At 75.8% G+C, this 12015-nt stretch carries 12 protein-coding genes; 7 read left to right on the top strand and 5 right to left on the bottom strand.

Annotated elements, in window-relative coordinates:
• Positions 1-13: 13 nt before the first annotated feature.
• The 3 genes from ACN268_RS08845 to ACN268_RS08835 form a co-directional block, all read right to left on the bottom strand.
• Positions 14-880 (bottom strand): hypothetical protein, encoded by an 867-nt coding sequence (locus ACN268_RS08845; RefSeq protein ID WP_421482654.1) that lies wholly within the window; start codon positions 878-880, stop codon positions 14-16.
• Complete coding sequence (locus ACN268_RS08840) at positions 877-2055, bottom strand: WxL protein peptidoglycan domain-containing protein (RefSeq protein ID WP_421482653.1); 1179 nt, start codon at positions 2053-2055, stop codon at positions 877-879. Before ACN268_RS08840 ends, ACN268_RS08845 begins: the two co-directional genes overlap by 4 nt.
• Positions 2056-2126: 71 nt before the next feature.
• Complete coding sequence (locus ACN268_RS08835) at positions 2127-3635, bottom strand: HtaA domain-containing protein (RefSeq protein ID WP_421482652.1); 1509 nt, start codon at positions 3633-3635, stop codon at positions 2127-2129.
• A 193-nt stretch (positions 3636-3828) separates the two neighbouring features.
• Here ACN268_RS08835 and ACN268_RS08830 point away from each other — a divergent pair, with 193 nt between their 5' ends.
• From ACN268_RS08830 to ACN268_RS08805, 6 genes are read left to right on the top strand one after another with little or no spacing between them, the layout of a single operon-like run.
• The gene (locus ACN268_RS08830; RefSeq protein ID WP_421482651.1) at positions 3829-4668 is read left to right on the top strand and encodes a hypothetical protein; all 840 of its coding nucleotides are present in this window, start codon (positions 3829-3831) and stop codon (positions 4666-4668) included.
• Positions 4665-5681 (top strand): heme/hemin ABC transporter substrate-binding protein, encoded by a 1017-nt coding sequence (locus tag ACN268_RS08825; protein ID WP_421482650.1) that lies wholly within the window; start codon positions 4665-4667, stop codon positions 5679-5681. The genes ACN268_RS08830 and ACN268_RS08825 overlap by 4 nt, the downstream gene beginning before the upstream one ends.
• Positions 5678-6772, top strand: a complete 1095-nt coding sequence (locus tag ACN268_RS08820) for a FecCD family ABC transporter permease (RefSeq protein WP_421482648.1) — start codon at positions 5678-5680, stop codon at positions 6770-6772. Before ACN268_RS08825 ends, ACN268_RS08820 begins: the two co-directional genes overlap by 4 nt.
• 37 nt (positions 6773-6809) lie before the next feature.
• On the top strand, positions 6810-7703 hold the full coding sequence (locus tag ACN268_RS08815; RefSeq protein ID WP_421482647.1) for a heme ABC transporter ATP-binding protein: 894 nt from the start codon (positions 6810-6812) through the stop codon (positions 7701-7703).
• Positions 7704-8381 carry a heme oxygenase (biliverdin-producing) gene (locus tag ACN268_RS08810; RefSeq protein ID WP_421482646.1) on the top strand — a complete coding sequence of 226 codons (678 nt, stop codon included), beginning with the start codon at positions 7704-7706 and terminating at the stop codon, positions 8379-8381.
• Positions 8378-8686 carry a DUF2470 domain-containing protein gene (locus tag ACN268_RS08805; protein ID WP_421482644.1) on the top strand — a complete coding sequence of 103 codons (309 nt, stop codon included), beginning with the start codon at positions 8378-8380 and terminating at the stop codon, positions 8684-8686. The genes ACN268_RS08810 and ACN268_RS08805 overlap by 4 nt, the downstream gene beginning before the upstream one ends.
• Before the next feature lie 74 nt (positions 8687-8760).
• Here ACN268_RS08805 and ACN268_RS08800 read toward each other — a convergent pair whose 3' ends face one another.
• A complete protein-coding gene (locus ACN268_RS08800) occupies positions 8761-10830 on the bottom strand; it encodes a HelD family protein (protein ID WP_421482643.1) in 2070 nt (689 codons plus the stop codon).
• 328 nt (positions 10831-11158) lie between these two features.
• Between ACN268_RS08800 and ACN268_RS08795 the strand changes: the two genes are divergently transcribed.
• On the top strand, positions 11159-11548 hold the full coding sequence (locus ACN268_RS08795; RefSeq protein ID WP_421482642.1) for a hypothetical protein: 390 nt from the start codon (positions 11159-11161) through the stop codon (positions 11546-11548).
• Positions 11549-11552: 4 nt separating this feature from the next.
• Here the strand turns inward: ACN268_RS08795 and ACN268_RS08790 are convergent, their stop codons facing one another.
• The gene (locus ACN268_RS08790) at positions 11553-11924 is read right to left on the bottom strand and encodes an ArsR/SmtB family transcription factor (protein ID WP_088647720.1); all 372 of its coding nucleotides are present in this window, start codon (positions 11922-11924) and stop codon (positions 11553-11555) included.
• Positions 11925-12015: the final 91 nt, after the last annotated feature.

The following is a 12015-nucleotide window of genomic DNA, read 5'->3' as shown; positions in this document are numbered from 1 at the left end:
TTTGCGCAAGCGATCACTTGCTGATTGGTCGCCCGGGTGTCGCGGCGGGTACCCGGCGTCGTGCCGGCCGGGCGAGCAGCAGCACGATCGTGAGGACGGCGGCGGCGACCGGTAGTCCCCAGGGCCGCCGGGCCGCCGCCACGGTGAACGCGAGCGGCCGACCGGGCACCGCGATCCGGCCGTCCACCTCGTACCGGCCGAACGGGGCCGCGTCGGTGGGCACCGCGACGTGGTACTCCCGGGTCTGCCCGGCGGCGATGGTGCCCACCGCCGGGGCGGCCACGATGGTCCGGGCCCGGCCGGGCGGCCCGACGGTGAGCCGCAACGGCGGGTCGGTGACGTCCTCCGTGCCGGGGTTGTGCAGGGTGATCCGCACCGCGAGTTCGCCCGGCAGGCCGAACCACCCGCGCGGCCCGGACCGGTCGACGGCCCGCACCGTCACCAGGGTCAGCCCGGGCGGGGCGGTCGGCGCGGCGGCCGGGGCGGTCACCCCGGCCAGCGTCAGGTCGGCCACGGCGATGGCCGTGCCGGTCGGCGTCCGGACCCGCAGCACGCACGGGCAGGCCACCGGTGGGGCGGCCACCAGCACCGGCAGGGTGGCCCGGCCGGCCGGCGGCACCTGGCCGTGGGTGGCCGCCCCGGTTGCGCAGTCGAGCGCGCCGCGCCGGGCGGCGTTGCCGCACACCTCGGCCTGCACGGTGCCGGCGGGCCAGCCGTCGAGGCCGACCAGCACCCGCTGCCCGATGCGCAGCGTCCCCGCCGGCACGGTGACGCCGGGACCACCGCCCGCCGGGGTGCCGGCCGGGGCGGGTGCCCCCGGGGCCGGCGCCAGCGCGGCGGCCACGGCCAGCAGGGTGACGGCACGCAGCGGCCCGGTCATCGGGCGGGCGGGGCGTCGGGACGCGGGTCGGCACCCGGGGCCGGCCCGGTGGCGGCAGCCGGAGTCGGCCCGGTGGCGGCAGCCGGGGTCGGCCCGGTGGCGGCAGCGCCGGTCGCGGCGGAGACGGTTGCGGCCGGTCGCGGGGTGTCGGCCGGGTCCGGGGTGGACGGTCGACCGACGGCGGCCTTCCGTCGCCACCACCGTAGCCCGGCCCAGCCGGCCGCCCCGGCGAGCAGGGCCAGCAGCAGCCACGGCGGGGCCCACACCCCGGCGGTACGGACCACCGGCGGCAGCGCGGTGTCCGTGCTGGTGGCCGCGATGTCGACCTCGGCGGTCAACCGCAGCAGCGGTGGTACGCCGGTGATCCGCTCGGTGACGGTGAAGGTGGCCCCGGGCAGCAGCTCAGGCAGGTCGGTGGGGGCGGTGCGGGCCTGTTCCCGGCCGAACGGCGCGCGTACGGTCACCGTGCCGCTGCCGCCGACCCGGACGTTGCCGTCGTTGCGCAGCCGGTAGCGGACCACCAGGTCGCCGCCGCCGAAGGGGTTGACCGGGTTGTCGTAGGAGACGTCGACCGCCTCCACGGTGACGGCCGGCCGGACCGGGCCGGTGACCCGCAGGTAGACCCGGGCGGCGAGCCGCTGGTCGACCAGGACGCGCTGCCCGTCGGCGGTGGTCCGGACCCGGGCGACGGCACCGATCACCCCGCCGGTGTGGTCGCCCGGGGTGGCGTTGGCCGGCACGGTGAGCCGGAACGGGATGTCGACCCGCTTACCCGCCGGAATCGTCCATTCGCGCCGGTCGACCCTGATCCAGGAGCCCACGTCGGTGGCCGGCCGATCCGCCGGCAGCAGGGCGAACGCGCCGTCGGTGGAGGTGTAGGCGTCGGTGCCGTACACGTCGAAGGTGACCGGGCCGTCGCCGAGGTTGGTGACGCCGACGTGGTCGGTCAGGGTGCTGCCCGGGGCCAGGTCGTAGATGAAGTAGTTGCGCCCGGTCGGGCCCTTGGCGCTGGACGGCTGGACGGCCCAGCGCGCCGCGCCGGTCTCGGCGGCCCCGGCCGCCGGGCCGGGCGACGGGGCGGGCGCGGCGGGGGCCGGTGCGGGCGGGGCCGCCGCCACCAACAGCGCGGCGGCGAGCACGACGCTCGCCCGGATCAGGGTGGTACGCAGGGACATGCCGGGCTCCGGAGGGGTGATCGGGTCCGGTGGGACGGGTGGCGAGCCCGTCCCACCGGGGTGTTGCCGGATCAGGAGAGGGTGAGGGTCAGCACCGCGCTGTAGTCGCCCGCCGCAGCGGACGCCGGAACCCCGAGCTGGAGTTCGGCACCGCAGGTGAAGGTGCCGTTGCTCGCGCCGGTGGCCGAGGTGCACAGCGCACGTGCCGTGCCCAGGCCGGCACCGGGCGCGGCGGGCGCGCCCGGGGTGACCACGCCGGGGGTGCCGGCGAGGCCGTCGGTGCCGACGGCGGCGTTCGGCGTCCAGCCGAGGTTGTCCGCGGCGATGGTGCCGCCGGTGGCCGAGGCGAAGTCGGCGACCTGCCCGACCAGGCTCCAGCCGGCGTTGGTGCCGCGCAGGTCGGCCACGGTGGCGGCGTTGAGCGCCCCGGTGGTGACCTGCCCGTTGCTGACCGCCGGCAGGGCGACCGAGGAACCGGTCACGCCGAGGGTCAGCGCGCCACCGGTGACGGTGGTGGTGATCTGCTGGCTGGCGTCGCCGCCACCGGCCGGGGTGCGGCTGAACGTCACCGGGGTGAAGGTGTCCTGGCTCCGGTCGGCCGCGCCCCGGGCGGCGAAGGTGATCACATAACACTGGACCTTCGTGCAGTCCACGGATGTCCCGGTGCGGTCGGTGTAGACCGCGCTGATCGGCAGGGTGGTGCGGAACGTGCCGTCGGCGTTGAGCCGGTCGCGCGCCTCGGTCGGCTCGTTGGACTTGTTGACCCACTTGGTGACCTGGAGGACACCGGCGTTCGTCCAGTGCTCGTCGACCTTGCGGCCGAAGGAGACGTAGATCCCCGCCGCCCCGTTGGCCTCCGGGTCGAAACCGCTGCCGCTGACCGTGATCGTCGCCCCGGCCGGGTCGAGCCCGGTGGCCGGGGTGACGCCGACCGTCGGTGCGGCCGGTTCGCCGCCGCCACCGGTGGAGAGGGTGAACGACAGCGGGTCGAGCGCGGAGCCGGCGGAGTAGAAGCCGTTGAACGCCGAGGCTCCCTCGGCGGTCAGCGTCGCCGCCAGGTCGGTCGCGGTCACCGTGCCGCCGCTGCCACCGGGGTTGCCGTCGCTCGTGGTGACGGTGGCGATGGTGGCCTGGCGGACCGAGACCGGCTCGGCCGCCGTGGTGGTGAGGTCGACGTCCGCCTTGACGGCGGCGGTGCCACCGGTCACGACGACCGTCGGGTTGGCCAACGCGATGGTGAAGAAGTGCGCCGGGTACGAGAAGACGATCTTCCCGCCGTACCTGGCGTCGATGGCGCCGGTGCCGTCGTCGTACGTGCCGCCCTTCGCCGGGAAGGTGAAGGTGCCGTCGCTGTTGATGGTGGCGCCGTCGCTGGCGGCGATCGGCGGGTTGCCGTTGCCGGTGTTCACGTAGGCGCGGAACGACGCCTTGAAACCCCAGGTCAGGCTGCCGGAGTGGACCTCCGCCCCGGCGGCCTGCGCGGGGCCGACCCCGATGAGGACGGTCGACGCGCCGAGCAGGGCGACCGCCGCCCAGCGCGACCTGCGCCACCGGCCGGCATTGGTGCTGGATCTGACCATGCTGCTCCCTCTCTGGTACCCAATACGGACAGTGGTTGAGGTTAGGCAAACCTAACTACTGCGGCACCCGGCGAGCGGTTGAAGATCTTGGGCCGAAGAACCTCTTGTGAACAGCGGATCGGTCGCTTAGGTTAGGCAAACCTTAGCTACGGTCGGTGTGGCAGCCGGCCCGATCCGTCATGGGAGGAGCCTGATGCGGGCACTGCCTCGCGCCATTCTGACCACCATTCTGATCACTGTCAGTATCGGTGTGGGGTCGACGCCGGCCCACGCCGGCACCGGCCGGGGCCCCGCCGGGCAGACCCTCACCGCCACCCCCACCAGCGGGGTGGCCCGCACCGGGGCCACGGTGACCGTCACCGGCAGCGGATACGACGTCACCAAGGGCATCTACGTCGCCTTCTGCGTGGACAACGGGGCCGGCGTCGCCCCCAGCCCGTGCGGTGGCGGGGCCGACACCACCGGCAGCACCGGCGCGTCGCACTGGATCTCCTCCGACCCACCCTCCTACGGGGAGGGACTGGCCGCCCCGTACGGGCCGGGCGGCTCGTTCCGGGTGACCCTCACCGTGAACTCCCGCATCGGCACGGTCGACTGCACCGTCAGCCGCTGCGTGGTCGCCTCCCGCGCCGACCACACCCGCGCCGCCGACCGCTCCCAGGACGTCCGGGTACCGGTCACCTTCGCTGCCGCAGCGGTGGCCACGCCGACCCGTACCCAGGCCGTCGCCGCCCCGGCGACCACCGGCGGTGCCGCCCGGACCACCCCACCGGCGGCGGCCCCGGCCGGCGCGGCCGGCACGCCCACCGGTGGCGCACCGGCACCGACCGCCACCGCCGTCGCCCCCGCCGGCACCGGTGGAGCGGCCGGGCCGGTGGGCCCGGCCGACGCGGACGGGCAGGCGCAGGTGACCCGGGTCAGCGCCGCCTCCGACACCGGTCGCTGGTGGCTCGTGGCGCTGGTCGTGCCCCTGCTCGGGGCGGCCCTGCTCGCCGGCCTGCGCCGGCGTCGTCGACGCCGGGCCACGTCGTGACCCGGCGCGCGCTGCCGCTCGTCCTGGTGTTGCTCGCCGGGGCGCTGGTCGGCTGCACCGACCCGGCCGCCGAGGCCCGGCCGGGGACACCGGCCTCCTGCGGCCCGGTCACCGCCGCCGTGGGCGACACCGACGTCACCGGGTTGACCCCGCCGCCGGCCCCGGCCCTGCCGGTCACCGTCACCTCCACCGACGGCGTCGTCACCACGGTCGCCGACGCCACCCGCATCCTGCCGGTCAACCTCTACGGGTCGATCGCCGAGATCGTGTTCAGCCTCGGCCTGGGCGGCAACGTCGTCGGCCGGGACACCTCGACCACCTTCCCGGCCGCCGCCCACCTGCCGGTGGTCACCCCGGCCGGGCACGACCTGTCCGCCGAGGCGGTGCTCGCGCTGGCCCCCACGGTGATCCTCGCCGACGACAGCATCGGTCCACCCGAGACGCTGCGGCAGCTACGCGCCGCCGGCATCCCGGTGGTCCTGGTCGCCGCCGAACAGACCCTCGACGCCGTCCCCGGGCACGTACGGGCCGTCGCGGCGGCGCTCGGTGTCGGCGCGGCCGGCGACCGGCTGGTCACCCGGATCGAGGCCGACATCGCCGCCGCCCGCGCCGGTGCGCCCGCCGACGCCGCCCCCCGGGTCGCCTTCCTCTACCTGCGCGGCACCGCCGGGGTCTACCTGATCGGCGGGCGGGGCGCCGGCAGCGACGCCATGATCGAGGCCGCCGGGGGAGTGGACGCCGGCAGCGCGATCGGCCTGGCGAAGTTCCGCCCGCTGACCAGTGAAGGGCTGATCAACGCGGCCCCGGACGTGATCCTGGTGATGAGCGGTGGGCTGGAGTCCGTCGGCGGCGTCGACGGCCTGCTCAGGCTCCCCGGGGTGGGGCAGACCCCGGCCGGGGCCGCCCGCCGGGTCGTCGACATGGACGACGGCGTCCTGCTCACCTTCGGCACCCGCTCCGGGCAGGTGGTCCGGGCGCTGGCCGACGCGCTGCACTGCCGGGGCCCGCGATGACCGTCACCGGCACCCGCCCGGCCACCGGCGACACCGGGACCGGCCGCCCCCGCCGTCGGGTCCGGCGCGGACCGGTCCTGCTCACCGGGCTGACGGCCGGCCTGCTGCTGGTCGCCCTGGTCGCCGCCGGCCGGGGGCAGGTCGCCGTCGCCCCGGCGGAGGTGCTCGGCTCGGTGCTGCACCGCCTCGGCCTGGACCTCGGCCCCCGGCCCGCCGCCGTGCACGGTGAGAGCGCACTGTGGCTGGTCCGCTTCCCCCGGGTCGCGCTCGCCGCCGTCGTCGGTGCGGCGCTCGGCTGCGCCGGTGCGGTCATGCAGGGGGTGTTCGGCAACCCGCTGGCCGAACCGGGCGTCATCGGCGTCTCGGCCGGCGCGGCGGTCGGCGCGGCGCTGGCCATCGTCAGCGGCGTCACCGTCCTCGGCGGCTGGACGGTGCCCGCCGCCGCGTTCGCCGGTGGCCTCGCCACCACCTGGCTGGTCTACCTGCTGGCCCGCTCCGGCGGCCGGACCGAGGTGGTCACCCTGGTCCTCACCGGCGTCGCGGTCAACGCCGTGGCCGGTGCCGCCATCGGGCTGCTGATGTTCGTCGCCGACGAGTCGGGTGTGCAGGCCATCGCCTTCTGGAACCTGGGCAGCCTGGCGCAGGCCAACTGGTCGGCGGTCTCGCTGGCCGCGCCGTGCCTCGCGGTCGGGCTGCTCGCCACCCTCGCCGACGCCCGGCGGCTGGACCTGCTGGCCCTGGGCGAGCGGTCCGCCCGGCACCTCGGGGTCGACGTGGAACGGCTGCGGGTCCGGATGATCGTGGTCACCGCGCTGCTCGGCGCGGCGGCGGTCGCCTTCACCGGCATCATCAGCTTCGTCGGCCTGGTCGTGCCCCACCTGGTGCGGATGGTCGCCGGCCCCGGGCACCGGCTGCTGCTGCCGGCCAGCGCGCTCGGCGGCGCGATCGTGGTCGTCGCCGCCGACCTCGCCGCCCGTACCCTCGTGGACTATCAGGAACTACCGTTGGGGGTGCTCTCCGCCGTCGTGGGTGGACCCGCCTTCTTCTGGCTGCTGCGCCGCACCCGCGACCGCGCGGGAGGCTGGGCGTGAGCGGGCAGCCGGCGGGCACGCACGGTGGGAGGGCGTGGTGAGCGTACGGGAACGCCGGCGTCGGGGGCCGCTGCGGCTGCTCGGCCGCCGGTCGACGCCCCGGGTGCCGGCCCCCACCACGCCGGGTTCCACCCGGGTCCGGGCCACCGGGGTACGGGTCGAGCGGGCCGGCCGGCCGGTGCTCGACCGGGTCGACCTCGCCATCCGCGCCGGTGAACTGCACGCCCTGGTCGGCCCGAACGGGGCCGGCAAGTCCACCCTGCTGGCCGCCGTCAGCGGTGACCTGCCGCTCGCCGCCGGCACCGTCGAGGTCGACGGCCGGCCGCTGGCCGAGTGGTCGGCGGTGGAACTGGCGATGCGCCGCGCGGTGCTGACCCAGCGCAGCGCCCTGAGCTTCCCGTTCGCCGTGGCCGAGGTGGTCCGGATGGGCCGGGCGCCCTGGGCCGGCCGACCCGAGGAGGCCCACGACGACGCGGTGGTGGCCGAGACCATGCGCCGCTGTGACGTGATCCGGTTCGCCGCCCGGCCCTTCCCGTCACTGTCCGGTGGTGAGCAGGCCCGCGCCGCGCTGGCCCGGGTGCTGGCCCAGCGGGCCGGGGTGCTGCTGCTCGACGAACCGACCGCCGCCCTCGACCTGCACCACCAGGAGCTGGTCATGCGGATCGCCCGGGACCGTGCCGCCGCCGGGGACGCCGTCGTGGTGGTGCTGCACGACCTCGCCCTGGCCGGCGCGTACGCCGACCGGGTCACCCTGCTCGCCGACGGGCGGGTCCGGGCCGCCGGACCCCCCGACACGGTGCTGACCGCGCCCCTGCTCAGCGAGGTCTACCGGCACGACATCGAGGTCGTGCCGCACCCCGACACCCGCCTGCCGCTGGTCGTGCCCCGCCGTCGGGGCCCGGCCCGGAACACCTGCGTCACGGAGGAATAGATGGACACCCCACCCCTGCCGTTCTCGGCCCGGTTGCGGGCCGCTACCCAGGGCGCCCACGCCGCCGCCGAGGGCCAGCGTTACGTCACCGCCCTGGTCGCCGGTGAGCTGGACCTCGCCGGATACCTCGACCTGGTGGTCCAGCACCACGCCCTCTACCAGGCGTTGGAGTCGGCCGCCGAGGCGATGCGGTCCGACCCGGTCGCCGGGGGTTTCGTCGACGACGCGTTGACCCGGCTGCCGGCCCTGGAGGCGGACCTCACCGAGCTGGCCGGGCCGGACTGGGCGCTGCGCACCGCGCCGCAGCCGGCCACGGTGGCCTACGCCGACCGGATCCGGGCCGTGGCCGGCACCTCCCCGGTACGGTTCATCGCCCACCACTACACCCGCTACCTGGGTGACCTCTCCGGCGGGCTGTACATCGGGCGGGCGGTGGCCCGACGGTACGGGCTGACCGACGGGTCCGGGGTGGCCTTCTACGCCTTCGACCTGATCACCCGGCCGAAGGCGTACAAGGAGGCGTACCGGGCCCGGTTGGACGCGCTGGCGCTGAGCCCGGCCGACGAGGCGGCGCTGCTCGACGAGGTGCTGGTGGCGTACCGGCACAACACGGCGGTGTTCGCGGCCCTGGCCCGGCACGTGCCGGACGGCCCGGAGATCACGGAGGCGGTGGCGTGACCGGGCAGCCGTTCGACGCGGACACGGTGACGGCGGTCAGCCGGCACATGAACGACGACCACGCCGCGGACTCGCTGCTGATCTGCCGGACCCTCGGCGGCTGCCCGGACGCCACCCGGGCCCGGGTGACCGGGCTCGACGCCGACGGGATGGACTTCGCCGTCACGATCGACGACATCGAGGTGCCGGTGCGGCTGCCGTTCGCCCACCGGCTCACCGAGCGGGTCGAGATCCGCCGCGAGGTGGTCCGGATGTACGAGCAGGCGTGCGCCGCGCTCGGCGTCCCGCCCCGTGGTGCGGGCTGAAGCCCGGCGTCCCGCCCCGTGGTGCGGGCTGAAGCCCGGCGTCCCGCCCCGTGGGGCCGGCTGAACCCGCCGGCTCAGTCGCGGGTGAGCTGCTCCGGCAGCGGCTTGCTGTGCAGGATCACCAGCTCTCCGATGGCCCGGGTCAGGGCGACGTAGAGCCGGTTCATGCCCCGGGGTTCGGCGGCGACGATGTCGGCGGGTTCGACCAGCACCACCCGGTCGTACTCCAGGCCCTTGACCTGGCTGACCGGGACCGCGTGCAGGGCTTCGGCCAGGTGGTCGGGGGCGATGACGGTCCCGGTCTCCCCGGCCACCGCCGCGGCCAGGTCGTCGACCCGGCGGATCTCCAGGCTGCCGCCGGGCCGGAACGACCGGGTCGGGGCGATGCCGGGCGGCAGGGCGCGGGCCGCGAAGTCGGCGATGACCTCGGGCACCCGGTAACCGGTGGGCAGGTCCAGCGTCCGGGCGGTCCGCTTGCCGAGCCGTCGCACCAGCTCCGGCCACGAGCCGGCGGCCAGCGGGTGGGTCGCCTGACCGAGGTCACCCACGATGGTCATCGAGGCGTACTCGGCCCGGCGGGCGATCACCCGGCACTCCATCGGCGACAGGTCCTGCGCCTCGTCGAGGATGACGTGCTGGTAGGCGTCCGCGACGGGCTCCTCGGCCTCGGCCACCGGTAGCGGCTCGGCCAGCACCGGAACGTAACCCTCTTCGCCGTACGGGTCGACGCCGTCGACCCAGCCCACCACCTGGTGACCCTCCCGGAGGATGATCGCCGCCGCCCAGCGCTGGGCACCCCAGTGGCCGCTGTCCAGCGACTGCCCGGACTGCGCCATGGGGGTGGCCAGGCCGGGGGCGAAGAGCTGCCACCCGTCGGCGAGGCTCGGGCTCAGCACGAAGGTCTCCGCCAGCCGGATGCCGCTGCGCAGTTCCCGGCGCTGCCACTCGGGCTGGACCTCGGCGACCCGTGGCGGTCGGCCCAGGATCTCGGCCAGCTCGTCGAGCAGCGGGACGTCGTCCACCGACCACTCGCCCCGCTGGGCGGGCAGGACGTCCTGCGGGGTCAGGGTCGGCCACCAGGCGGTCAGGAAGGCGTCGGGGACCTCCCGGCCGGGCAGCAGTTCCGCCAGCACCGTCGCGGCCTGCGGCCGGGCGGCGTTGGGGGTGATCCCGGCGGCCTCGCACCGGCGGCGGACCTCCCGGCGGGCCCGCGCCAGGTCGTCGGCGTCGAGACCCCACAGCCGGTCCGGCACGTTCGGCGGGGTGTCCCAGGCCAGGTCGGTCAGCACCCGCACCATCCGCAGGTCACCCTTGGTGCGGGCCACCTCGGCGCGGTCCCGCCGGGTCGCCACGACACCGTCGAACAGCTCACCGACGGCGCGCAGGTGGACGCTGTCCTCGCCGAGGCCGGGCAGCACCCGCCCGATGTACTCGGTGAACACGGTGGACGGGCCGACCACCAGCACCCGGCCGTCGGCGTACCTGCCCCGGTCGCGGTAGAGCAGGTAGGCCGCCCGGTGCAGGGCCACCTGCGTCTTGCCGGTCCCCGGACCGCCGGTGATCAGGGTGACGCCGTGGGTCGGCGCGCGGATCGCCTCGTCCTGCTCGCGTTGGATGGTCGAGACGATGTCGCGCATGTGCGCGCCGCGTTCCCGGGTCAGCGACGCGAGCAGGGCACCCTCGCCGACCACCCCGTCGACGGGCGTGGCCGACAACACCTCGTCGTCGAGGCCGACCACGGTACGCCCGGCGCAGGTGATCACGCGGCGACGGGTCACCCCGAGCGGCTCGCCGGGGGTGGCCCGGTAGAACGGGGCGGCGGCGGGGGCCCGCCAGTCCACCACCAGCGGTTCCCGGTCGGCGTCGCGGACCCCCAACCGACCGATGCGGTACGTCTCGTCGTCGTCGTAGTCGAGCCGGCCGAAGACGATCCCCTCCTCCTGACCGTCGAGGTCGGACATCCGGCTGGCGGCGCCCAGCACCATGGCGTCCCGCTCGACCAGCCCGGTGGCCGGCCCGCCGCCGGCCCGCCGACGCCCCTCCTCGCCGAGCTGCCGGGCCTGCGCGCGCATGACCTCCAGGCGGGCGTACACCTGGTCGACCACCTGCTGTTCGATGGCGATCTGCCGGGTCGTCTCGGACACGGGCCCCCCGTTCTCCCGCCGGGCCCCGCAGCCCGGACCGGTCGAGAGTAGGCCCGGTACGGGGTGGCAGAAATCGTCATCCGGGACGATCCGGACGGCTTGACCGGCCTATATGATGAATGTGGCGCACCCGGGAGGACGACGTGATCCGGTGCCGGTCGGGGTCGCGGAACCGGCCGGACGGTCCTCCTCCCGGCGGGGTCGCGTCGCCTACGCTCGCTCTCGCGCCGGACCGGTGGCCGGGGAGCACCCCCGACCCGACGCGGTACGGCGTGCCGCCGCCCACCGTGGTGACCGGCGGTCACGGGTACCGGGCGGGAGGCTGGGCATGGTGGTCACGGGTGGTCCGCAGGGCGGAGTGGCGGTGCCGGCGGTCAACCGGCGCAGCGGCGTGGCGGCCACCGTCGGCGCGGTGGTGGCGGTGCTGCTCCTGGTCGCGCTCGCCCTGGCGGTGGCGCTGGTCGGGATGTTCCTGCCGATGGCGGCCGACGGCTGCGGCACCGAGGGCACCGAGGGCCTGCTGATCTGCGGGCCGGCCGGTCAGCTCGTGGTGCTGGGCGCTCCCACCGGGGGTGCCCTGCTCGGGGTGCTGCTCGCCCTCGTCGGCTTCCTGCCGATGCCGTTGCGGCACCGGCGGGCCCTGTTCATCGGCGTCGGCTACCTGGTGGTGCTCGGCGGGCTGGGGGTGGCCTTCCTGGTGGCGTTCAGCGGGTGGTGACGGGTCAGCGGGTCTTCTTCGTGGCCCGTTTGCGGGGCGGGGTCAACAGGTCGGCGATCGCGGCGATCGTGGACGGCACCGTGCGGTAGTACGCCCAGACCCCCCGCTTCTCGCGTTCGATCAGCCCGGCCTCGGTGAGGATCCGCAGGTGGTGGCTCACCGTCGGCTGGGACAGGCCGAGCGGCGCGGTGAGGTCGGTGACGGACGCCTCGCCCTGCGGGGCGGACTGGATGAGACTGAGCAGTCGTAGGCGGGCCGGGTCGGCGAATGCCTTCAGCACTCCCGCGAGCCGCTCCGCATCGGCGCGTTTGATCGGCTCGCCGGTCAACGGCGAGACAGCAGGCGTGTTCGTTTTCGCAGCTCCCACGTCCGCCATCATGGCAGCCGGAGTCGGGTCGGACCGGGGGATCGCCGATCGGCCGCCACGAATTTCGCGGATCGGGTGACAGCGGCCGGCGCGTCGGCCG

It is taken from the genome of Micromonospora sp. WMMD735 (genome assembly GCF_049178995.1).
Classification (GTDB): Bacteria; Actinomycetota; Actinomycetes; order Mycobacteriales; family Micromonosporaceae; genus Micromonospora; species Micromonospora wenchangensis.
The sequence above is the reverse complement of the archived record's forward strand: the minus strand, read 5'-3'. Positions and strand labels throughout refer to the sequence as shown.

Excerpts from the sequence above, each read along its gene's own strand:
- ACN268_RS08845 (WP_421482654.1), bottom strand. The coding sequence starts at position 880 with ATGACCGGGCCGCTGCGTGCCGTCACCCTGCTGGCCGTGGCCGCCGCG.
- ACN268_RS08795 (WP_421482642.1), top strand. The coding sequence starts at position 11,159 with ATGGTGGTCACGGGTGGTCCGCAGGGCGGAGTGGCGGTGCCGGCGGTC.
- ACN268_RS08830 (WP_421482651.1), top strand. The coding sequence starts at position 3,829 with ATGCGGGCACTGCCTCGCGCCATTCTGACCACCATTCTGATCACTGTC.
- ACN268_RS08840 (WP_421482653.1), bottom strand. The coding sequence starts at position 2,055 with ATGTCCCTGCGTACCACCCTGATCCGGGCGAGCGTCGTGCTCGCCGCC.
- ACN268_RS08810 (WP_421482646.1), top strand. The coding sequence starts at position 7,704 with ATGGACACCCCACCCCTGCCGTTCTCGGCCCGGTTGCGGGCCGCTACC.
- ACN268_RS08790 (WP_088647720.1), bottom strand. The coding sequence starts at position 11,924 with ATGGCGGACGTGGGAGCTGCGAAAACGAACACGCCTGCTGTCTCGCCG.
- ACN268_RS08820 (WP_421482648.1), top strand. The coding sequence starts at position 5,678 with ATGACCGTCACCGGCACCCGCCCGGCCACCGGCGACACCGGGACCGGC.
- ACN268_RS08835 (WP_421482652.1), bottom strand. The coding sequence starts at position 3,635 with ATGGTCAGATCCAGCACCAATGCCGGCCGGTGGCGCAGGTCGCGCTGG.